This is a genomic window from Clostridium sp. YIM B02500, from assembly GCF_022324665.1.
Lineage (GTDB): Bacteria > Bacillota > Clostridia > Clostridiales > Clostridiaceae > Clostridium > Clostridium beijerinckii.
Genome location: NZ_JAKGTE010000009.1, coordinates 1 through 22,239, shown reverse-complemented (window position 1 = coordinate 22,239; position 22,239 = coordinate 1). Strand labels below are relative to the sequence as shown.

The 22,239-nt window shown below is 27.0% G+C and carries 21 protein-coding genes; 3 read left to right on the top strand and 18 right to left on the bottom strand.

Annotation, left to right across the window (positions count from 1 at the left end):
- Positions 1–706: 706 nt before the first annotated feature.
- The 9 genes from L1S46_RS09425 to L1S46_RS09385 all read right to left on the bottom strand — a co-directional run bounded on the left by L1S46_RS09425 (position 707) and on the right by L1S46_RS09385 (position 5,492).
- Positions 707–895, bottom strand: coding sequence for a hypothetical protein (locus L1S46_RS09425; protein ID WP_017212654.1), 189 nt, complete (start codon positions 893–895; stop codon positions 707–709).
- Between the two features lie 41 nt (positions 896–936).
- Positions 937–1,131: a hypothetical protein gene (locus L1S46_RS09420; protein WP_238859050.1), complete on the bottom strand. Its 195-nt coding sequence runs from the start codon at positions 1,129–1,131 to the stop codon at positions 937–939.
- Positions 1,132–1,202: 71 nt separating this feature from the next.
- Positions 1,203–1,409: a hypothetical protein gene (locus L1S46_RS09415; RefSeq protein ID WP_238899833.1), complete on the bottom strand. Its 207-nt coding sequence runs from the start codon at positions 1,407–1,409 to the stop codon at positions 1,203–1,205.
- Between the two features lie 542 nt (positions 1,410–1,951).
- Entirely contained in the window at positions 1,952–2,365 is a 414-nt protein-coding gene (locus tag L1S46_RS09410; RefSeq protein ID WP_238899832.1) for a hypothetical protein, read from the bottom strand.
- A gap of 595 nt (positions 2,366–2,960) precedes the next feature.
- Entirely contained in the window at positions 2,961–3,353 is a 393-nt protein-coding gene (locus L1S46_RS09405; protein ID WP_023975857.1) for a hypothetical protein, read from the bottom strand.
- A 113-nt stretch (positions 3,354–3,466) separates the two neighbouring features.
- The gene (locus L1S46_RS09400; protein ID WP_041896318.1) at positions 3,467–3,868 is read right to left on the bottom strand and encodes a hemerythrin family protein; all 402 of its coding nucleotides are present in this window, start codon (positions 3,866–3,868) and stop codon (positions 3,467–3,469) included.
- 639 nt (positions 3,869–4,507) lie between these two features.
- A complete protein-coding gene (locus L1S46_RS09395; protein WP_039770864.1) occupies positions 4,508–4,732 on the bottom strand; it encodes a hypothetical protein in 225 nt (74 codons plus the stop codon).
- A gap of 46 nt (positions 4,733–4,778) precedes the next feature.
- On the bottom strand, positions 4,779–4,985 hold the full coding sequence (locus tag L1S46_RS09390) for a hypothetical protein (protein WP_012058389.1): 207 nt from the start codon (positions 4,983–4,985) through the stop codon (positions 4,779–4,781).
- Between the two features lie 354 nt (positions 4,986–5,339).
- Positions 5,340–5,492: an aspartyl-phosphate phosphatase Spo0E family protein gene (locus tag L1S46_RS09385; RefSeq protein ID WP_017212648.1), complete on the bottom strand. Its 153-nt coding sequence runs from the start codon at positions 5,490–5,492 to the stop codon at positions 5,340–5,342.
- 508 nt (positions 5,493–6,000) lie between these two features.
- Between L1S46_RS09385 and L1S46_RS09380 the strand changes: the two genes are divergently transcribed.
- Positions 6,001–6,330, top strand: a complete 330-nt coding sequence (locus L1S46_RS09380; RefSeq protein ID WP_017212647.1) for a helix-turn-helix transcriptional regulator — start codon at positions 6,001–6,003, stop codon at positions 6,328–6,330.
- Between the two features lie 100 nt (positions 6,331–6,430).
- On the opposite strand, the gene L1S46_RS09375 is transcribed toward L1S46_RS09380, so the two are convergent.
- The 3 genes from L1S46_RS09375 to L1S46_RS09365 all read right to left on the bottom strand — a co-directional run bounded on the left by L1S46_RS09375 (position 6,431) and on the right by L1S46_RS09365 (position 12,154).
- The gene (locus L1S46_RS09375; RefSeq protein WP_012058387.1) at positions 6,431–7,132 is read right to left on the bottom strand and encodes a hypothetical protein; all 702 of its coding nucleotides are present in this window, start codon (positions 7,130–7,132) and stop codon (positions 6,431–6,433) included.
- 501 nt (positions 7,133–7,633) lie between these two features.
- Positions 7,634–10,864 (bottom strand): hybrid sensor histidine kinase/response regulator, encoded by a 3,231-nt coding sequence (locus tag L1S46_RS09370; RefSeq protein ID WP_238899831.1) that lies wholly within the window; start codon positions 10,862–10,864, stop codon positions 7,634–7,636.
- A 393-nt stretch (positions 10,865–11,257) separates the two neighbouring features.
- Entirely contained in the window at positions 11,258–12,154 is an 897-nt protein-coding gene (locus L1S46_RS09365; RefSeq protein WP_238899830.1) for a phospholipase D-like domain-containing protein, read from the bottom strand.
- A 417-nt stretch (positions 12,155–12,571) separates the two neighbouring features.
- Between L1S46_RS09365 and L1S46_RS09360 the strand changes: the two genes are divergently transcribed.
- Positions 12,572–12,907 carry a rubredoxin-like domain-containing protein gene (locus L1S46_RS09360; RefSeq protein WP_012058384.1) on the top strand — a complete coding sequence of 112 codons (336 nt, stop codon included), beginning with the start codon at positions 12,572–12,574 and terminating at the stop codon, positions 12,905–12,907.
- Positions 12,908–13,025: 118 nt separating this feature from the next.
- On the opposite strand, the gene L1S46_RS09355 is transcribed toward L1S46_RS09360, so the two are convergent.
- Together L1S46_RS09355 and L1S46_RS09350 are read right to left on the bottom strand one after the other, a co-directional pair.
- Positions 13,026–13,388 (bottom strand): VOC family protein, encoded by a 363-nt coding sequence (locus L1S46_RS09355; RefSeq protein WP_065416869.1) that lies wholly within the window; start codon positions 13,386–13,388, stop codon positions 13,026–13,028.
- 153 nt (positions 13,389–13,541) lie between these two features.
- On the bottom strand, positions 13,542–14,564 hold the full coding sequence (locus L1S46_RS09350) for a 5'-3' exonuclease H3TH domain-containing protein (protein WP_238899829.1): 1,023 nt from the start codon (positions 14,562–14,564) through the stop codon (positions 13,542–13,544).
- A 551-nt stretch (positions 14,565–15,115) separates the two neighbouring features.
- On the opposite strand from L1S46_RS09350, the gene L1S46_RS09345 reads away from it, so the two are divergent.
- Positions 15,116–15,688, top strand: coding sequence for a 3D domain-containing protein (locus L1S46_RS09345; RefSeq protein ID WP_236898475.1), 573 nt, complete (start codon positions 15,116–15,118; stop codon positions 15,686–15,688).
- A 675-nt stretch (positions 15,689–16,363) separates the two neighbouring features.
- On the opposite strand, the gene L1S46_RS09340 is transcribed toward L1S46_RS09345, so the two are convergent.
- From L1S46_RS09340 to L1S46_RS09325, 4 genes are all read right to left on the bottom strand, one after another.
- Positions 16,364–17,794: an MFS transporter gene (locus tag L1S46_RS09340; RefSeq protein WP_238899828.1), complete on the bottom strand. Its 1,431-nt coding sequence runs from the start codon at positions 17,792–17,794 to the stop codon at positions 16,364–16,366.
- Between the two features lie 571 nt (positions 17,795–18,365).
- Positions 18,366–18,818, bottom strand: a complete 453-nt coding sequence (locus L1S46_RS09335) for a MarR family winged helix-turn-helix transcriptional regulator (RefSeq protein WP_238899827.1) — start codon at positions 18,816–18,818, stop codon at positions 18,366–18,368.
- 158 nt (positions 18,819–18,976) lie between these two features.
- Positions 18,977–20,056 carry an NADH:flavin oxidoreductase gene (locus tag L1S46_RS09330; RefSeq protein WP_238899826.1) on the bottom strand — a complete coding sequence of 360 codons (1,080 nt, stop codon included), beginning with the start codon at positions 20,054–20,056 and terminating at the stop codon, positions 18,977–18,979.
- 1,201 nt (positions 20,057–21,257) lie between these two features.
- Positions 21,258–21,962 carry a hypothetical protein gene (locus L1S46_RS09325; protein WP_238899825.1) on the bottom strand — a complete coding sequence of 235 codons (705 nt, stop codon included), beginning with the start codon at positions 21,960–21,962 and terminating at the stop codon, positions 21,258–21,260.
- Positions 21,963–22,239 lie beyond the last annotated feature (277 nt).

Genomic DNA, 22,239 nt, shown 5'->3' with positions numbered 1-22,239 from the left:
TTTTTCAATATGAATATACAAAACTTTTACTCCTTATGAACATAATTTCTATAATCCCCTCTAAATATTAACTGTTATACTTATCTAAATAATTTATAAATATAATAATGCGCATAAATAAAAACATATGATAAAGACATAGCAAAAACCAGATAACTACTATCTCATTATATGTTTTCTATAAATAAGCAAATTTTAATATATTAATCTAATTATTATAGTTACGATCGCTTCTTTGTAATTATATAACTATAATAAAAACATAATCTCATATTCAAAGCTTTAAACAAAACAAATCAATCATGACTAAGGATTAATTAGTTCCAGTTGATCGGTTACATACCCAACTTCAAATACTTAAAACCATTATATAAAAAGGAACTACTTAAAGTTCCCATATCAACATTTTTATATAATATACGTTGCAAAAATAATTATTCATCATAATTCTAAAAATATTGTAAGAATTTTAGTCGTAATTGTAAGATGTGCATTGTAAATCGCAACATATATATTTATAATTTTAATACAATTAAATATATTTTATCATTAGAATGCTAGAAAATCAATATTTGATTCACTTGAAATATTAGTAAAGCAGCCCCAAATTAAGTTCTAACTTGGAGCTGCTTATAGCTGTATATTTTTTAGTCACGAATACACTGTATATGTAACAACAAATAATATGGACAGATAAATTAACCCTTTAAGACCAATTCTTATTTTTATTTCTCTTATTAAGCTTTCTATTCTCCTTGTTAAATTCCCCGTATTCAAAGTTACTCTTAAACTTGTTTTTTCTATAGGAATAACTTCCATCCTCAAATTCATCATTTTCCTTAGTTGTTCTTGTGTACGCTTCAATTATATCTTTGTATTTTTCTTCTAAATCCATCTCATCTCATCCCCCTGAATATCAAAATTATTATAATGCTTTTAAGTTAAAACACACTCACCATTATCACGATGCTTACAAGTATGTATTATTTCTTTTATATTGCTTTCATCATCTAATACATAACAACATCTTATTGGAAATATCTTTCCACAAGTTAAAATATAATTTTCTTTTACTTTTACTTTTCTATCTGTGAATTCACAATAAATTTCATAGTTCTTTAATGTTGGCATAAGTTCATCATCCTTATAAACATTTTATTAATTTCATTAGAAACACGATTAAATTACAGCATAAATACTTATTAAAGACATTTTTTCTTAATTTCTTTACACTCAAATAAATCTATTTCATTCATCTTTAAATCAGTTAGCTCAACAACTTCTCGTGCGATCTTATTCATTTTAATTAAAAATTCTTCTTTTTCTTCTTCTTTAATAATAAATCCATCAAATCTTATATCAAATTCTTCTGCAAATTTTGAATTTAAATTTACAAGCCAACTACTCATAAATTCCACCTGCCCTCTGTTTAGAATAAATGCGCTTCCTGATTTACAGATCTTTTTAATATTTATCATCAAAATCAGTCATAAAACTTCAATACTGGTGGGTTAGTTTAGAATCAAGTATCGTTTACATTTCTTTTTTCTATATAATATAGAAAAATAAGTTTCTATAAAAAGCATCTATTTTCTTCTATATAACTATTCATTTTTTGACAAATAATCAATTATTATTACATAATAAAACACTCACCACTCTTTCATTCTTCTTTTATTATTTTTTTATTTTAATTAAGATAAAACATTAGTGAAAATACTATAAATAAATTCTATCATAGCTCATTGATATTATTTGTCTTATTTTGTATTTTAGAAAAAATATTTTTTCTAAATATATTTTGAAATTAAATTTTATATATCTTACCATTAATTAATTCGCTAGGATTACCTTGTATTCCAAATATAAACCTATTTATCGAAATTATTGCGTAATAATTTCCATAATCTAATGAAAATAAATTAATGAGTTTCTAAAATAACTTTATTAATCATTCCGATATAATATTAATCTTAGCTTTAACCAAATAGGATTCGAATCTTTCATCTGAAGTTATAAAACTATTAATAATCTTTCCTATTTCATATTGTTGCTTTGTGATGTTCATTTTTTTATCTGGGAAAGGAATAAAACATGTACACGCATCTACAAAAACGCCATATACCACCTTAATTATTTGCTCCCTATATTTAAGAATAAACCTTTTATTATATGCATGTTTATTTGGAAAAATACTTGTCCAATCTTCATAACATGTATCATCGCTATTTTCAAGCCATTTTATATCATTTTTTATAATTATATCGATATTATTTCTATACAAATATACTCCTATATCATCCTCATAACACCAATCACTCATATCACTTGAGCATACTTCTTCAAAATATTCCTCATATTTCATCTCTCTCACTCCATTAAACATAGTTGCCTTTACTATATAGCAGTTAGAAAAGATATTGATAGAATCCATATTAAAATTAGACGTTATCAACTATCTTTTCCGTAATCTATCTTACAGCAAAAAATCTTTTCTATCTCTACACTCACCATCAACATCACTTAACTTCTTCTTTAGTTCTTAACCATTGAATATATTTAATATTTCTAATAATCCTTCATCGCTCCTACCCAAATTACTTAGCAAATAACGTTATTATGTGTCTTGATACTTTAATTCCTTTTAAACTTTTTTTCACACTCAGCCCCAATAAATCTCCTTAACTTATTAAGCAGTAAGTTTATTACAAAATCTACAATTGATCATAAGAATTTGCTCCTATTTTGATACTAGTCTATTCAATAAATTATTAATTCGTAATATATATAACCAAAATATTAATTATAAGCATAATTACAAACAAAAATATAAATGTAGATACTTTAAAATCTTTCATGAAATCTTTCATAATCTCTACCTTTCTCTGCTAACATAAAGATTAAACATCAGCACTTCATGTGCTAAATATTTTTATCTTTACTTTATAACTTCATTCGCATCATATTAAAAGCTTCTTAACAATTAATTGCGAATTAACTCCCGTCTTTAAATGTAATTCAGTTACCTTTGAATACGAAATATCATTATCATACTCTATGTATGCATTATCCAAGACACAATGTCCTACAAATTCATTGTTAAGAAGCGTATAAAAATCAATAATATACGGCTTTACATTATCGTAGCTTATTTTATTCATAGCATTATAAAGAATGATTATTTCCTCATTATTTAATCTAATATTTATAAATTCTTCGCTCCCATAATTCAATTGTTTTTTTATAAGACTTACTTCTTTTGATAAATCAAATTTAATTTTTCCAACTTGTATGCCATATTTTTCTCTTGTATGCTTAGATCTAATTTCTATATCATTAATTAAATGAACCATATACTTCCACCTTTCATATCCTCCATTGTATTGTACCCACTTCAAAATTCACCACAGTAAACCACTATAAATTTTATTTTGCTTATTCCTTTAAAATTACATAAACGACCTATTTAAACATCCATAAGAAACTTGCCTATGTCTTTATCCAATTCTATTACATGTTTTCGCCACCAATATGACATTTTCTGTTGTTCGCTTATTACAAATAACGTAGACACGCCTGTAGTTTCGAACACTTTTCTCAATTCTTTTAAATTATTTTTGAAAATTTCATGTTCCTTATGCTGAATCTCATAATTAGGATAATTATTTTTCTTTTGAATTTCCTCCTCATCGTTGAAATGTCTAATTACATACTCTTCAAGAAAATTCAAAGTTGTAATCATCTCCTCTTTTCCTTTTGCACTTTTCATAGAACATACAAGTAAATTAATTCTATTAAACAATTCTTTGTGTTGTCTATCTATCTTATCAACACCAACCGACCACATTTTATCCCATATTAAATCCATCCATTTTCACCTCTCATACATATTTTCCTACGTTATAATTTTGAATTACTTTCATCACCCATAATCTACCCCTATTTAAATCTCAGCCTGATTAATCCCATAGTCAACCACCTCTCTAAAAATTCATTTCTTTTATATAATTAAAATTTTCTACAAAATACACTCAAAAACCTTCTTTTAACATCATGATATTTTTTCTTTTTTTCGCCATTTAATGGCTTTTTTCTGTGTTTTTTCTTTTTATATCCGAGTTTTTATAATATTATTTGTATCTATTTGTCGTTATTAAAATTAAATTGTAATACGATTTTTTCTATAATGATTTATCCTTTTACATAATAAATTCATTTTTATAAAATTTCATTAATAGATAACCAAAAATCGATATTCCAATTTTAATGTTTAATCAATATTCATCACAGTAATAATAAAAGCTAGGCATATTTTATACCTAGCTATACTTTTTATTTAATTTCCAAAAAACATAATAATTTTCATCAATCACACTATATTTTCACCGCAAGCAATATATTATTCATATATAAATACCATTTTTCATATGCTACACTCAATATATTAATAACCATATAACATTGAATATAATTATCCCATTTAAATTTTTAATATAAGATTATCAAATCAAACTAACAAATACAATTTGACATCATGCTTATGATTATATTTACGCGTATTACGTCTATTCATCATATCAAATATAATTTTTTCCTCCGTAATGTTTACTTGATTAATATCTTTTACTACACTCTCATTTATTCCATTAATTTCCTCATAAATCGAAGGACAAATTCTACAATTTAAATTTTTTCTCAACTCTTTTTTATCTTGTTCTAAAATTCCCCACATAATTTTACACCCTCTTATAAATATTCTTTTTTCAATCAAAATAAATCTAATACTTTAAAACTAACGGATTATCATTTTCATTAAATAAAGCTTCATGCATTGAAGCAAACATTACATTCTTTTGATATTGATCAGCAAAAAAATTTATAACTTCAATATCTTCATCTGATAATTTACTTCTAATGACCATCACTTCATTATAGTTAGTTTTTTCTAGTAATTGAACAATATCTCTCGCGTATGTACTTTTCATCTTTATGCCTCCCATAACCCCTCTTTTTTAGTATTACGTATCCGTTTTCGTCCATATATTATTTTCCCCAAAATCACCAACCCACTTTTAACATTTCTTAATTAAGAAATTAACAATTCTCCTCTAATATATAATCATATGTAAAAATAAATATATATTAAGAACATAGTATAAAAAGTTAATCACCCTCATATATTGACATTCATCCTTATATTGGATTAGAATTATCTAAATATATAAATTAAAATTAATAAATAAGTTTAATAAAAATGCAAGGTATAAAAACATATTAAATTTATAATTTAATATTAATTAGTTCAAAGCTTAATTCTACTAAAAATCTTTTTATGTAAACTAGTATTTTTTGCTTATGTAGTACTGATTAATAAGGTGATTCAATTTAATGCTAATGCAAATTATCTCATCATTTCTACAAATATCTCCTTCACCAACTAGTTTGTTTAGATACTCTCTAACAGATTCTATTTTAACTTCCAATTCTTCCATAATACCCTCCTAATAGCATTTTATTGATTTTATACCCTAACTTAATAGTACTATTTTTATAATTCTCTGGCAACATTTTTTGCAAATAGTTTATAAATTAATTCAAATAGCTACTTTCGTTGTATTACTTAAGAATGTACAGTTATATAAAAAGAGAAATAAATTAAATGATATTGATTTCACAGATATTAGAAAACGTATAAAAAACTAAGATGAAACTTAATGGAATAACTAAAGATTGTTTTTAAATAAGTTGATGAAACAGCTTATTTAAGCTAACTTAAATTGGGACAACATCATTTAGATTTTCTGCTTCAATTAGAATTTCCCAAGTTAAATATTCCTTTATTCTTTTAATTTCTTCAAAAGCACATGTATTTTAGTTAGTGTGCTTAATAGTATTTTTGTGAGAAAACTATATGTTTTAATTTTCATAAACGAACTCAAATAGCTTTTTTTGTTATTTGCCTTTAAAATATAAAGTTATATAAAAAAAGGAATGATAAACTTGAATAATATTAATTATATAGATATCGGAAAACGTATAAAGGCTGAAAGAGAACGCAACGGCTTAACTAGAGAAAAGTTTTCAGAATTGGTTAGTATATCTCCAACTTATTTAAGCCAGATTGAATTGGGACAACGTCACCCGTCGCTTCCAACTACAATTAAGATTGCTTCAACTCTACATATTTCTTTGGACTTTTTAGTTTATGGCGAAAGAGCCCTTAATGTTAATAAAGATGACTTGATAGATATAATAAATCATGCTCATGAGAAGGATTTATATGTACTAAAAGAGATTCTCACCGCTATCCTTCCATCCGTAAAATATTAATCAAACGTATATTTTTATACTTCTATGCACAAAAAGTAGACAGTTAGAATTAACTGCCTACTTTTTTTGTACTATGTTAAACGCTCTAAAAATATAAATTTCAAATCCCAACTTGATAATTATCTTTTTTAGAATGATATTGATATTTATTTAACAATTCACGTCCTAATTCTAAATGCACATTTTTATGTATATATAGAGAAGCATCATGTACGCAAAGAATACTTGAATTAAACTTTTCATTATATCGATTCCAATAATCTTCCTGCTGTAAAAAATATTTTTGCAAAGAAGATTGAATTATCCATCTATTTTTATTATATCCCTTATTTTCACTCATTTTTATTTCTTCACTAAAACTAATTGAATTACTCTTATTACGAATAATTTTTTTCATGTCTTCTATACATATAAATTGCACCTTTTCAATAGAAATTCCATTAATTATAAGTAAATTTTTTAATTTCTTGTAGAGATTTTTCTGAATAGAAATATGAACTTTTTCACTATTTCTTATACCTTCTTCTATATAATTATACAAATTAATAAACAAATTGTAGTCCCCATAATAATACACATCTCGTTGCTTATTACCTACAACAGTATTTCTTCTGCCAGCTTTATAAAACTTAAAAGCATTACAATCTATGCACTCAGCAATCAAATCACCAACATATTGATTCAAAGCAATTATCTCATCATCCAAAAAATTACCTTTCTTTTTAATAATCATACTATCTAATCTTTGTCTCCATTTTTCCACACTACTTCTTAAATAACACTCATTACACATTCTTCTCATTCCCCCACCCTATAATAACATTAAATACTTTTATATTTTTTCAAATTTTAATGTTTAATTTTTCCTAATTGATAGATAGATTATTTAATTCCAGGTATATAATTCTTTTTCCACATTAGACCTCTTAATACTTTTTTTATATACAATACCTTTATTTAATACTACTATTATTACAGAGCACTTGCAATATATTTTTTACAATTAGTTCATTTTTTAATTCAATTAGCTTTTTGGGGATTAGTTTCAAAATTTATGAGTTCTTATTAAAACTAAGTTAATGCCCTAATTGAAAAGTGCATGTACATTTGCAAAAAAATAGCTATATGTAATTAATCCAAATTACATATAGCTAAATTGTTCAAAAAATCAATTTCATCTAAAATATTCTTCACAAACGCCATTACATTCAATTATTGCATCTCTTAATAAAAGCATCAACTGATCACAACCCAAGTTACTAATAGTTTCTTAAGTTCTTCCATTACCGTTTTTATCTAGTTTTCATTCATTGTCCATTACAAGTTTTTTTAGCGTTTTTTCCATGCTATAGACTGCTTTCATTAATAAATCTTTATCATCATTTTTTGCAGCATTTTCTGCTTGTAACGCAAATTCAGCTATATCATTGACTCTTACAGTACCTGCTGACCCTTTTAGCTTATGTAGAAGTATACATGATTCATTTAAATCATTTTGATCTATACATTCTTTAATTCGACTCAGAATTTTCTTTGATTGCTCACAAAATTCTTCAAGTAATTCTGTGCAAAAATGTTCATCAAATCCCGATTCCTCTATAAGACTTTTTACTATTTCAGTAAAATAATCACTTTGATTCATCTCAAAACCATGGTCATTTAAATCACTTAAAATATTCATATCATCATTACGAATATTTTTCACATACTTTTCCAACATTTCCATGACTTGATCAACAGTAAAAGGTTTGCTTAAATAATCGATCATTCCTGCTTCCAAACACTTAATTTCGTCATCTTTCATAGAATAAGCAGTCATAGCTATTACAGGAACATTTTTATAACTTCTTAACGAAAGAATTTTTCTTGTTGCTTCATAGCCATCCATAACTGGCATCTGACAATCCATAAAAATTATATCGTATTCCTTGTTCTCACATGCTTTTAACGCTTTTGCCCCATCAATAGCAATATCACAAGTCAAACCATTTAATTTTAAACTATTAACAAAAAATTTTATGTTTATATCATTGTCTTCTACTAAAAGTATTTTTATCTTTTTATTATATTTAGCTTCTTCAACATTTTGCTTTGTTATAAAAACATCATTATTATATATTTTAGAGCCATCTCCTTTAATCACCATTGCAACACAATCGAGCAAATCACCTCTTTTATAAGGTTTTGAAATATATCCAGAAAATTTATTTTCCTTTGCTATCCTTGCTTCAGAATTTGCGGTAACTGAAGTCAATAGTATCAAAGGAATGTCATTTATTAAGCCTCTTTCCTTCATTATTTCAACAAGCTCAAAACCAGTTATCTCCTTCATTTGGTAATCAATCAAAATAGTGTTGTATGCCTTCCGATTATTTATAAGCATACTTAATGCCGACTCTAAACTTTCCGCCTCATCAATCATACACCCAACCTCTTCAAGATAAACTTTTGCTATATAACGATTCATCTCATAATCATCAATAACTAATATTCGTTTACCTTTAAATATAGAGTAATCAGGAGGCATTTGAATTACTGATTGTTCTGATTTATCTAGTAATAAATCAAAATAAAAGGTCGTCCCTTTATTTTTTACACTTTTCACGCTTATAGTACCACCCATCATCTCAACTATTTTTTTGCATATCGCAAGGCCTAACCCAGTCCCTCCATATTTTCTAGTTGATGAAGAATCAGCCTGACTAAATGGTTTGAAAAGCTTACCTATCTCTTCCTTATTCATGCCTATCCCTGAATCTCTTATTTCAAAATAAAGCTGTACTTCAGTGTTCGTTTCTTTTATAACGGAAACTTTAATAAATACTTCTCCATTGTGTGTAAATTTGACTGCATTGCTAACTAAATTGCTTATAATTTGTCTAATTTTAGTAGGATCTCCTACCAAACAACTTGGTATGGCTGAATTTATAAGCATATTAAGTTCAAGCCCTTTCTCTCTTGCTTTTGCATCATAAAGAAATATAGTGCTTTCAATTACAGAACGGATATCAAAAGCAACTTTCTCTATTTCCATTCTCCCAGCTTCAATTTTAGAAATATCAAGTATATCATTTATAACTACAAGTAATGTCTCTGAAGAAGTTTGGATTGTCTCAACATAATCTTGCTGGGTACTATCTAGGTCAGTTTTTTCCAAGATACTCAAAAATCCAACAATTCCATTAAGAGGAGTTCTTATTTCATGACTCATATTGGCTAAAAATTGACTTTTTGCCATATTAGCATCTTCAGCTGCTTCTTTTGCAATAATCAGTTCATTTGTTCTTTCTTTAACTTTTTCTTCAAGGTTATTTATAAACGAACACAGTTCTTCCGCCATGCTATTAAAAGCCTTAGACAAACTTCCTATTTCATCATTTCTAAAAATCTTGGCCCTATCTGATAAATTCCCCTTAGAGAATTTATCAGATATCTCTATCAAATGATTTATTGGTTTCAATATAATTTTAGTACTCTTCATATGAATAATAACAGCTATAATAAGAGCAATCACAGTAAGTTCTATAGCTATATTAATATTATTCCTTATTTCTTTTGTAAAAATAGTTTCTGGAACAGATGTTATTATAAGCCAGTCCAGACCATCTTTATTATACTCAAATATTTTAGTATGGTAGTTCTCATTATTAACTTCCGAAATAAAACTTGTATTAGAAGTATTTATATAGTTTTCATATGCATCATTAATTGATTTATCCGTAATATTCTTAACTAAAGTTCTATTAATATTTCCATCAGAAAGTATTTCAAAATTAGTTTTGTTTAACGAATTCGCAACTAGAAATCCAGAATTCTTTTCAACTATATATATTGAAGCCGAATTCTCATTGGCGATTTTTTCCAAGGATTCATTAAGAGTAGAAAGAACTATATGAGTTCCCATTACCCCTTGAATACTCCCATCTTTATTATAAATAGGATATGCCGCTGACAAAGCCAAATCATCTTTTGTAAAATGTTTATAAACGGAAGAAAATACCGGCTTTCCATTTTCTTTAGCACTTATATACCAATCTCTTGTTCTAGGATCGAAATCGCCATAATCATTAACAAATTTTCCCTGCTTTAAATTTTCATCTACATTATAATATAAAGAATGACCTTTGGTTTCAGGTGTACTTCTATATATTTCTATATCGTCATTTCCATTTTTTCTAGCACCATAGTATTCACCATCTTCTGTACCAAAACTAAAACTGTAAATCTCATCACTACTATATTTAACTATTCCTGCAAAAAAAGCATCTCTCTGATCTTTGTTATGCATATCTATAACTTTGTTTTCAATCAGAGTATGGTTAACTTCATTGTTATATAGAGGTATGCTAAATAGCGATTGTATTTCACTAAAAACATCCTGATTGGAATCGTCTTCAATTTTTATGATAGTATTATTCACCGAACTTTTCCAATTATTAAATATAATATAGGTTATAATGCCAACAGTTGTAGCCATAAGTGTAATAAACAATACACTTATTAAAAGTCTTAATGAACCTTTTCTTCCTATCACTGTATTTCCAATTCTGTTAATTATAAATATCACCACCCCAATTTCTTATATAAATATGTAGAATGTTAATAGAAATAAATGTAAACTTATATAAATTATTCTTTGAATCTTATTATATCATCGCGCTAATATTTATACAATATTTTTAATATTTCACTGTTTTTCATTATAAAAGTTTATTTTATTAATTTATTTCCATTCTTTAAATAAATATTCTTAAAAGTTTATGTATTTTTTTGACGAAATAGATAGCATTTAATTCTAAGTATCAACAAATTCTTTATAAAAAAACAAAACGAGATATGTTTATTTTCTAATTTCAACACATCCCGTTTCAATCTTTAATGATTTACCTAAACACAGATTGGTATTTAGTCGTTCGCATATTGTCTATTAAAAATCGAAGTATCTATTTCTCAAATCTTTTATAACCTCTATATTAGTGCTATAAGTTGCCCCCTCATCTCTAATATCCTTAGAATTTTCGTCATATTCTCCAGAGAAAGATAATAAATTAAAACTTGTCTCCATATAATATTGCTCATCGCAGATTAAAAGCTTATTATGGGAATTCACCTTTTTTATTTTAAAATCCCCTCCATAATATTTAAATTTATCTTTTAGCCTTTCAGCTATCATATCGCTATTTCTATTCTTACTTCTATTATTACTATCCTTTTTAATGTGATAAATAGAGCTATTTTCTTCTATACCATATATGATTTTGATAGATCCTCCTCTTGAAAGTAAATTTTCCATCATATTTATCAAATTATTGTTAACCACATAATTATTCATCCATGGGCTCGCAATATTAAGTTCATACTTGGCATCAGAAAAAGCTTTAATAAATTTATCTCTTATCTCTTTATTTTGTAAGTGATACTCTTCATATTTGCTTGTGATTTCATTCAATGTTCCATATATTTCTTTATCTAAAGGTTCTATATTTTTTATTACATATTTATTTTCTTCATAGCTTATATATAAATCACATATATTCTTAATCCTAAATTTACTTAACTTATATGTTTTTTCTATTGAGATTTCATCCTTATTTAACTGGCCTATAGTTTCTTCTATCTGAATAATACTTTCTTTCCCAAAAAACATTAATGCATTTATTGCTTTACCATCAATATTCACATTCTCATATTTAAAAAATCTTCGAGATAAACTTTCTTTTTTACAGCTGATTACAGAGTTTAAATCATTAGATTTTATTAGACAATAATCCATTTCTTTTAATTGATCATCATACTTAAGAAATTCATTTTCATACTTTTCCAATTCTTCTTTCTTAGCTTTAAGCTCTTCAAACTGTTTTTTTGCAGATTCTAATGTTAGCTTCTCTGCTTTTCTAGATTTTTTAAATTTATATTTAATTAAATTCTTAAATTTAATAGTGTTTTTTGTAAATATATCTAATACTTATATTCTATTATCTTTTTTATTTTCAGAATATAATAAATCCTCCTTCATTCAAACACCTCATTTCCTTACTATTATGGATTACATTCTTTATTTATCCTAATTTTACATACTCAAATTATGTACGTCAATCTATATTTTAAAGAAAAATATTTTTAAGTTTTTTTTTCAATTTTAGGAGGATTTTAACCAATTATGTCAAATTAATAACATTGAGAACATTTACTTAGTATATGTTTTAATAATCTAATGGTATGATTAAAGGGAGGAATAATTATGAAGAAATTATTTAAATGTAGTGTGTGCGGATTTATATGCGAAGGAGTAGAAGCTCCAGAGAAGTGTCCAAAATGTGGAGTTCCTAAAGAAAAATTTGTCGAATTAACTAGCGAAGAGGCTGATAAAATCTATCACTCTGATAGAACTAATGATATTCATTTAGAGATCATTAACTTAGCTGATAAAATTTTCAAACTTTCTAGAGAAGGAATAGACTTAAATTTAGATCCTACATGTGTAACAGCTTTTGAAAAAGCTAAAAATAGTGCTTGGACTATTAAGCAAATATCAAAAGCAGAATTAGCAGCGCATATGAGCAAAGGAAAATGGTAAAATATTAAAACGAAAATTTTCTGTTAATTAAACTATTGTTTAAAAAGCTGAAAATCCTCAGATTTGAAGGATTTTCAGCTTTATTAAATATCTATCTAGAATTCCAACAGCTTTGTGATTATTTATTTTCTACAAATTGAATCTTCAATCCATTAGGATCTAAAACATAAAAAAACTTAGTATTAGGATTTGGTTGAAATGGTCCACTATGAATTTCTATTCCTTTTTCCTTAATAAAGTTTATTTTCTCATCTATGCAGTCAACTTCAAATCCAAGAGAAATATGCTCGCCATAACTTACTTCTTTTACTTCCTCATCACATATTAGTTCTATTTTAGTTTCTCCATCTCCTAAAAATGCAATTTCCCTTCCAGGTCCTGCATTAAATCTTTTATTAGTCTTAAGACCAACAATCTCATGATAAAACTTCAATGATTCTTCTAGATTTTTAACTTTTAAAGTACTCCAACAAAATTTCATAACTTATTCCTCCTAAATATATATCACTTATGTATAAATGTTATATTTTACATTTATTTTAATATTTATTAACCTGTCTATTGCTAGCTTTTGAATTACATATGTATTAAAGTATGTCGCTCCTATATTTAATCACTAGAAACATATTACCCATTAATTTAGCAAATTTGTAAATCCAAGTTCAGTAAATATGTTTTTCATTCCCTCTTCATCTATTTGAAGTTTCAATTGATCTATTGTTATATTATTAAGTTCTTCTATATCACACTTTATAGTGGCCAATTGTTTGCAAAGCAAAGCTGCTTTTTTCCCGACTATTTTTTCATTTGATTCCTCAACTAACTTTGATAACGGGGAACGTAATATGCCAAGATCTTTGAACATTTTTTTTACTTCTTTTTCAGGTGAATTTTCTATAAAATCATATATACCTTCCACTGTTTCAAATTCTTGAAGTAATGGTATAACAGACTTTTCTCCAACTCCATTTATTCCCGGAATATTGTCAGAAGCATCGCCTTCTATAGCTTTTCTATCAATAATTTGGATAGGATCTACACCATAAAAATGATTTACATACTGTGTAGTAAATTCAAAAACTCCGCTAGGTATATTAAGTTCTTTAATATTTATTCCAAGACTTTCGTACATATCGGTACACTTTGAAGTTATAAGCCATACCCTTACATTATCATCAACAAGTTGAAGACAATCTTGATCTTTAGTCCAAATGCTAACTCTCATAGATCTTCCAAATTTCTTTGCCAAGGTACCTATTATATCATCCGCTTCATACTCTTTAAACACAAACTCTGGAACATTCATTTCTTTTAGAACTTTTTGAGCTAATGCAAACTGGCTACCCAGCTCACTTCTCATATCCTTTCTAGTACCTTTATACTCTGAATATAATTTTTTTCTAAAGGTAAATTTTTTAGTTAAATCCCAAGCCACAGCAATATGAGTGGGATTTTGATTCCTAATCATTTTAAGCATTGATGCCATCATTGTAAAGACCCCATTAGTAAACTCGCCTTTAGGTGATTGACGTAATTTTTCAATATATTTATCCTTCTCTTCATCAGTTTTAGCAAATCTATATTCTCTTGGAAGATTACCAAAAAAACAGCAAGATAAAAGAGACGAACCGTCTATTAATAATAAATTGTCATGCATAAATAAAAACTCCTAGCTTTTCTTAAGTTTATTCTGATTAATACCTTTTTATATTAAAACGACTAACCATAATTATTATACCACTATTAATTTGCATAAAAAATACAGCCAAACTAATGACTGCATTTTTTAGTTCCATATTATTGCTATAAAGGTTTATACATAATTACATATCTATATTACCATATTTTAATACCATATTAAACATCATTGCATATATTTGTTAAATATTACAAACACATCAATTAATTTATCTATAAATTATTAATTCACAATTTTTCTTTACTGTTATTTATTAGATTACTTATTATATAATTGCTTACTTTCTCTTAAAATTCATATATTGCTGGCTGGAATATTGCATTTTTGTCATTTCTTCTAAAGACCACAATTAATATTTTGATTGTTTTTCTTTTACTCTCAATAAGTTATCTCACATGTACATATCTATAAATGCCCTTTGCTTTTTTGTAAATATTTTACATTTGTGTTATAATTTATTAGAGCCTATTATGTCTCATTAAAAAGCACCAACAAAGGGGAGTGGACAAATGCTAAGAGTAAAGAGGCTAGTGTGCTTATTAAGCATCATTTTAATACTTGATACATATGATGTAAGCACAATAACACCATTTAACGCTTTAGCAACAGATGTTGTAGAAGATAATAATATAGAAATAACACATAAAGAAAAAATAGAATTTAAAGAAAATCCTATAGATGAAATAAATAATGAAAAAATTGAGCAAAGAGAATTGACCAAAAAGAAGGAAGCCGAAGAAAAAGAACAAGAAAAGAGTGTTACACCTGAATGGAAAGACTTTATATTAACTTTTTATACATCTCTTGATTCGGAAAATAGTAGTGCTGGTCCAGTGACCTGTCAAAATAAGCCATTAACTCCAGGTGGCGTTGCAAATAACGTAATACCTCTGAATACCCAAATATATTTGGATGGTTATGGACAAGTTACTGTTAATGATAAAGGTTCAGATAAGTATTTTGGAGTAGATAATAGATTAGATGTATTTGTACAACGAGAACCTGGTGAGAACGATCATGACTACTTTCGAAGGGTGAATAGCTACGGAGTACAAAGAGTTCGAGGTTATATAGTTAAATAAATTACATTGGTAATTACAACTCTTAAATCTCAGTAATATATAGATAAGCCAACTATAATCTATACTTATACGCATACCTCACCGAAATGAGTAATATACTTTTGTTCCAGTTTCTAGGTAATTATGATGGGTGATTCTAAGGCTATAAAGTTGCACTCAAAGTGCTAGCCTCGAAGAGCAGGCTTTGAACTAGCACATTTGGAACAACTTATAGCCAAAGAATCACATCCATCAAAATTACCAATGAAACATTCCACAAAAGTATATTACTCATTTCTAGTTGGAAGCTATTTCATAGTCTAAGTATAGTTTATGATTGCGTTATCTATATAGATAAACAATATACAACTTATGCTTATGCAATAATCTCCGAAAGTAAAAACATTGTTATTTCACAGGACTATGAAAATTTCGCTGAGAGTTCTAAATTGCAGGTTGCACCATTAATGCTTGCTCCCAATTTCATTGTGACAAGCGTTGACGGAACAACCTACAATTAAGAGCTTTTAACAGCTCATTTTCAATTCCTGCTGCATAAAAATGTTTTTACTTTCTGGTATGGTATCTATATACCAATACAATTCATAAATATAAAGTTTTGTTTTTTACTTTTTTTGTAATAATCAGACTTAAAAAACTTATCTTTATCGAGCATACCAATCAGCACTTAAGAAATCATATTTTTCTGTTTAACTTTTTCTTTCTTAATCTTATATAAGTCACTATTACTCCAATAAAACAGATAATGGCCGAACAAACATATACATACCTCATTCCATACATAAAGACATCATCTCTACCCTCTATATATCCAAGTACTTTCTCTCCCATTTTCATACTCATAAATGAATATAAAAGCATTGTCGCCATAGCAACACCGGATGATTGTCCCAAATTTCTTACAAAAGCGTTTATACTTCCTGCAATCCCCAACTTATCACTAGATGCTGAAGACATAACTAAGGAATTATTAGGAGGTAAAAACAATCCATTTCCAATAGCAATAAAGACTATATATACAATTAATTGATATATATTAGAGTTTTCATTTAAAGTCGCCATTAAACCCATTCCAATTCCTATGAGTATCAATCCTAAAAATGTTAGAAATTCTGACCCTATTTTATCTGATAGATAACCACTAAAAGGAGAAATAACTGTTATTAATACAGGAGAGATCATCATTATCATTCCCGCAAAACTTGGAGTCATTTTCAAAACATTTTCGAGGTAAAAAGGCTGTACAATATTATTACTGTTAATTGATGCATAACATATGAATGTGCATAATATTCCAACCGTAAAAAGTGAATTTCTAAATAATGATAAATCTAGAAGTGGATATTTTAACTTTCCTTCTATTCGTATGAATATTATAAATAGAATTATAGCTGCAATAAAACTAATTCTAATCATGTTATTATCGTAACCAACAGTTTGTCCATTTATAAGAGAATAAAATAATAATACGACACTTATACCAAAAATTATTGCACCAATAAAATCAATGTCTTCTTTCTTTTCATTTGACTTACGAGGCAATACTTTAAAACCAATTGCTGTTCCAATTATTCCTACTGGAATATTTATTAGAAATATATAATGCCAACTTAAGTAAGAAATTATAAGACCTCCTAATGGCGGTCCAATCATTGTGCCAAGAGCCAGAAATGTTCCCGATATTCCAAGAGCTCTACCCCTTTCATTAGCTGGAAATACTTGCGTTATTATCCCTTGGTTGTTTGCCATAGCCGCAGATGCTCCTATCGCCTGAACTATTCTAAAAAATAATAGGTACGTAAAATTTTTTGATAGCGCACAAAATAAAGAACCTATGGTAAACACCAATAAACCTAAATTAAATACTATAGATTTTCCTTTTATGTCACCGAGCCTTCCAAACAGTAATATTGTACTAACTATTGTTATAAGATAGCAGATTACGATTAACTGAATAGAAGACATCGTTACTGAAAATATATTCACCATAACAGTAAGTGCTACATTAACTATTGTACTATCAAGGGTGCCCATAAACGGAAGCAAAACCACAACAGCCAATATTATCCACCTATTCTTATATACATTTTTATTGTATATTTCCATTATTAAAATCATCCCTTTTCATTAATTCTGTTATAAATATACTTTATTATAATTTTAAGAGTTTCTAATACACTCAATGAAATACAAGAACTTTGCTAAGTATATTCTTTCGGATATGTTATATTTATATATTATACAGAAGCTATAAAATAGACATTATTTATAGGAATAATCCAGCTTAATAAAAGTACATTAATTTACGCTCTTACTGTTACTCTTTAATTTTTCAAATATTAAGTTTTTTAACTGCCAACTCCGCCATTTCTCTTACTTTCTCAATGCCCTCATTAACATGCATTCAAAATACTATCCTTAATTTAAATTTCAACTTTAACATGTATATACATATATTTTAAAATAATATAGTTTATCAATAATAGATTTAGGTTACTATTACTTGTTTTCAACTATATCTATAAAGCTATTAATTTCGCATTAATTAACATGCATATGAATTTAAATTAAGGACTTTTTTATCATTAAACAAACTATTTCTATAAATGATAAGACGTAAAATAATATATGGCTACAACTAAGTCATAAATATGAATTAAATCATTACTTAGGTACTTTATTTGGAAGAGTTATTAATAAAATTTTGTATTTGCGCTAACGTTTTTAAGAATTCTTCAAATTTCTCAGCGCCTATCTCCTTCTCTATTGGTGATTGTACTTTATTCCATACAGGAATTGCCTCATCGAGCTTCTTAATTCCGACATCACTTATTGAAATGCACTTTCTTCTTGAATCATTATCATCTGTTCGCACATCTACATATCCCTTTTTTCTTAAAATTTCAATATTGCGAGTTACTGTTGTCTGATCCATTAGCAAAGCCTCTGCCAACTCACTTACAGCAACATTTTCACGAGATGCTATATCTGCTAATAATGAAAACTGTGGCGCTGTTAATCCAACCGCTTGAAAAACTTGATCAAAATACTGAGTAGTGACCCTTGTTGTCATGCGCAAATTTCTACAAACACAACTTCCAATTTTCTTTAAATCATCTAAATTAGACATAAATAAATTACCTCCGTCAAAACCTCTGAATATACATATAGTAATCTATAGCAATTCTTATTGTCAATATACTCACAAGCAGATTTCAGAAAAACCAGCTTTATTTAAGAATATATTATTTTTATCTCATGATATCATTAATTTTTAAGTTTAAGATATTATTTCCTATTAAAAACACAGATTGTTTTGCCAAATCCTGAACACTTACCGCATGATATACATTTCGATGGCTCAGTATTACCTTCGCTCCAACGATTAATAAGATCACTTTCACATACTAATGGTCTGGACAATGCAAAATAATCAATGGAGCTTTCATTAAGAATTTTTGTTAGAGCTGAAATGTCACGTATTCCGCCTACAGAAATGACTGGAATATTAACTTCTTCCTTTATCCTTTCAGCATAAAACGTATAGTAAGGAGCTTGTCCTTTCACTATTTTTCTTGAATAACTCTCATTTGGGCGTGAAGATAAACTCCCCCCACTAATTTCAACAGCATCTATGCCAAGCTTTTCAAGTTTTTTGCATACATATTTACATTCTTCAAAAGTCATGCCTTGATCCATAAAATCTTCGCAATTTATTTTAACTAAAACTGGATAATCTTTTCCTACTTTATCACGTATTTTTTTATACGTTTCTATAAGCATTCTGGATCTATTATCAATACTACCACCATACTCATCTGTTCTTCTATTATAATAAGGTGTTAAGAACTTACTAAGTAAATATCCATGAGCTGCATGTATCTGAATGCCCTCATACCCTGCTTTTTTTGCTCTAAGCGCTGCATTTGCAAAATCTATCTGAATTGAAACAATTTCTTCCAAAGTCATTTCTTTAGGAGTATTTTTATATCCCAAATCTGTTATATTACTTGGACCTAAAATTGCCTTTTCTTCATTTCTAATAGTTTGTGTTCCTGCTGCTCCAAGTTGCAATATTATATTGGTATTGTGTTTATGAGTTACTTCAATAATTTTTTTATGATTATCAATATATGAATCATTATAAATTCCCATTTGGCCTGGAATAAATTCCTCTAAATCAGTCACAGATGTTATTCCCGTAATTATAGTTCCTACACCTCCTTTAGCTAAATCTTCATAAACTTTAAATAGTTCATCATTTATATTTCCTTTTTCATCTGCCATTCCTTCATATGTTGCAGACCTTATAAATCTGTTCTTTAATTTAAGTGGACCAATTTGCGTTTGATCGAATAATGATTTCATAATTAATCAACTCCATTCTAATTATATGCATATACATATATTTTGTTAAAATTTTTTATTCAATAAAAATAAATTTATTAAAACAGATATTATATGTATATGCATATAATATCATAATCGTTAATTAATCGTCAATCAACTAAAAATTGTTATACCTTATTTTAATTAAGACCTTATATTTTATTCGAGCTAATAAAAATTTCATTTATTTCAATATACTTTATTAAAATAATCAACGAAAATTATTCAATAGAAACACTACATTTGAATATATATTCCTTTTTAAAAATGTATGAAATTGAACCGCTACTTAATTTCAATATATAATAAATTTAATTAAAATAATATCTAAAAATGCCTGTCATAATTAAGCACGGTAATATTTAGTAATATTTCACATATTTTATAGGTACATAGTTTGATTTAACAATGAAACATCACATTTATTATCATATTATATATTTTTTTCTTAAAACCCAAAAATAGTAGTAGAAATTCTCCTACTACTGCTTAACATATCATCAATGTTAATTTGTATTTTTTACCAATTAATGTTATAATTATTATGCCATCTCAAATCGATATATTATGGAGGCGTAGCATATGAAACGTGCACATGTAAAAAGGCGTTTCGATAAGGATTTAATGAAAAATATATTTCTTTTTCTTAGTGAGCTACTCAATCTAATCTCTATAATTTTAAAACTTTTCAAATAACGATAGCAAAAATATATACTTGAAACATTATTTATATTTTTAGGACTAGTATAATTATATTGCTTAAAAAACGTAAGTACCAATTACGCGAGATGGTAAGTTATTATAATTGAACGTCCTTTTTTATTCTTTAAATAATTATAATTCGAATAAATTCATGAATGATTTATATAAAAGATCATTCAAGTGAGTTTAAAAATAACCCAAAGAATTTTTATTTTATCTATCACAACACAAGCATAATTATATCACTTTTGGAATTTAATGTAAATATAATTTTGTATATTTTAGACCGACTCATTCTAAAAGTATAATTTAGTCTTATGAGTCTTATCTAAATGATTCAATGCAAGATTACATTCCAACCGATAAGGACTTAGAAAGAGGATTCTTAGGTCTTCCTAAAATCCCTGGAATCTACTAATAAATCAAATATTATTCCTTCTCTCAATAAAAATGAGAGAAGGAACCCTTTTAATCATATTTAGTCTTCTAAAAACTTTTGTTTTCTCTCATCTTTTCTATCTATAACAATATCATCAATTTTAACGTTATTTGCTCTTAATCTTTGAATAATATCCTTTATAAATGCGTCACTTCCAACTACATAATACATAGCATCCTCTGATTTCATTGATTGGCTAAGTATTTCATAAAATTCTTTCCTAGAATTTATCCAATAATTCTTATAATTTTCATCTGCTAATTTATCCAGTTGATTTCTAAATACAAATTTATCTGATGAGTCTATATTTATATTTGATAAGTATGAGATATTAGTTTTATCATTAATAAATGATAAAATAAGAGGTCTCATAGTAGCTATTCCAACTCCCATTGATATTAAGATTATAGGTTTATTTATACGTCTTAACCCCATTCTTGAACCTATCTTAAAAAATACAGCTTCATCACCAATTTTTAATTCTGATAGCTTATTCTTGAATTCCGATTTGCTCCCTGGTACCCTTGTTGTTATGGCAATTTTATTTTCCTCTGGTAAAGTTGCAATAGACATGTGTCTTACCCATTCTTTCCTAGGCTGATCACCAATATCAAACCCAATGTGCCCAATATGGGCATGTGAGCCAGGTTCCCATATTAAATTTTCTGGTTTTTCAAAAAAATATGTTTTTGTATTATCTGTTTCATCAATTATATCAATAATTTTTAGTGTATATTTTTCCATAATCCCTCTCCTTTAATAACAATTCTCAATTTAATAGTATCAACTAAAATTTTTCAAGTCAATATTTATAAATTTCAATTATAGATAACCCAACTAAAACCTGAACTTATGCATATAACTCGCCGAAATGAATGACATACTTTTGTTCCAGTTTCTAGTTGAGATATATTTCATAGTATAAATCTAACTTATAATTGGCTTATCTATATAGATATCCAATTCAAGAATTAAACTTATGAATAGTAATTTCTAGCATAAACTAATGATTTAACCATGT

What these genes read in the sequence shown, in the direction of transcription:
- L1S46_RS09395 (WP_039770864.1), bottom strand. Translation starts at nt 4,732, where the DNA reads ATGTGGGGAATTTTAGAACAAGATAAAAAAGAGTTGAGAAAAAATTTA.
- L1S46_RS09390 (WP_012058389.1), bottom strand. Translation starts at nt 4,985, where the DNA reads ATGAAAAGTACATACGCGAGAGATATTGTTCAATTACTAGAAAAAACT.
- L1S46_RS09405 (WP_023975857.1), bottom strand. Translation starts at nt 3,353, where the DNA reads ATGGTTCATTTAATTAATGATATAGAAATTAGATCTAAGCATACAAGA.
- L1S46_RS09360 (WP_012058384.1), top strand. Translation starts at nt 12,572, where the DNA reads ATGAAGAAATTATTTAAATGTAGTGTGTGCGGATTTATATGCGAAGGA.
- L1S46_RS09425 (WP_017212654.1), bottom strand. Translation starts at nt 895, where the DNA reads ATGGATTTAGAAGAAAAATACAAAGATATAATTGAAGCGTACACAAGA.
- L1S46_RS09325 (WP_238899825.1), bottom strand. Translation starts at nt 21,962, where the DNA reads ATGGAAAAATATACACTAAAAATTATTGATATAATTGATGAAACAGAT.
- L1S46_RS09415 (WP_238899833.1), bottom strand. Translation starts at nt 1,409, where the DNA reads ATGAGTAGTTGGCTTGTAAATTTAAATTCAAAATTTGCAGAAGAATTT.
- L1S46_RS09410 (WP_238899832.1), bottom strand. Translation starts at nt 2,365, where the DNA reads ATGAAATATGAGGAATATTTTGAAGAAGTATGCTCAAGTGATATGAGT.
- L1S46_RS09400 (WP_041896318.1), bottom strand. Translation starts at nt 3,868, where the DNA reads ATGGATTTAATATGGGATAAAATGTGGTCGGTTGGTGTTGATAAGATA.
- L1S46_RS09375 (WP_012058387.1), bottom strand. Translation starts at nt 7,132, where the DNA reads ATGAGAAGAATGTGTAATGAGTGTTATTTAAGAAGTAGTGTGGAAAAA.
- L1S46_RS09340 (WP_238899828.1), bottom strand. Translation starts at nt 17,794, where the DNA reads ATGGAAATATACAATAAAAATGTATATAAGAATAGGTGGATAATATTG.
- L1S46_RS09335 (WP_238899827.1), bottom strand. Translation starts at nt 18,818, where the DNA reads ATGTCTAATTTAGATGATTTAAAGAAAATTGGAAGTTGTGTTTGTAGA.
- L1S46_RS09385 (WP_017212648.1), bottom strand. Translation starts at nt 5,492, where the DNA reads ATGGAAGAATTGGAAGTTAAAATAGAATCTGTTAGAGAGTATCTAAAC.
- L1S46_RS09420 (WP_238859050.1), bottom strand. Translation starts at nt 1,131, where the DNA reads ATGCCAACATTAAAGAACTATGAAATTTATTGTGAATTCACAGATAGA.
- L1S46_RS09330 (WP_238899826.1), bottom strand. Translation starts at nt 20,056, where the DNA reads ATGAAATCATTATTCGATCAAACGCAAATTGGTCCACTTAAATTAAAG.
- L1S46_RS09345 (WP_236898475.1), top strand. Translation starts at nt 15,116, where the DNA reads ATGCTAAGAGTAAAGAGGCTAGTGTGCTTATTAAGCATCATTTTAATA.
- L1S46_RS09350 (WP_238899829.1), bottom strand. Translation starts at nt 14,564, where the DNA reads ATGCATGACAATTTATTATTAATAGACGGTTCGTCTCTTTTATCTTGC.
- L1S46_RS09355 (WP_065416869.1), bottom strand. Translation starts at nt 13,388, where the DNA reads ATGAAATTTTGTTGGAGTACTTTAAAAGTTAAAAATCTAGAAGAATCA.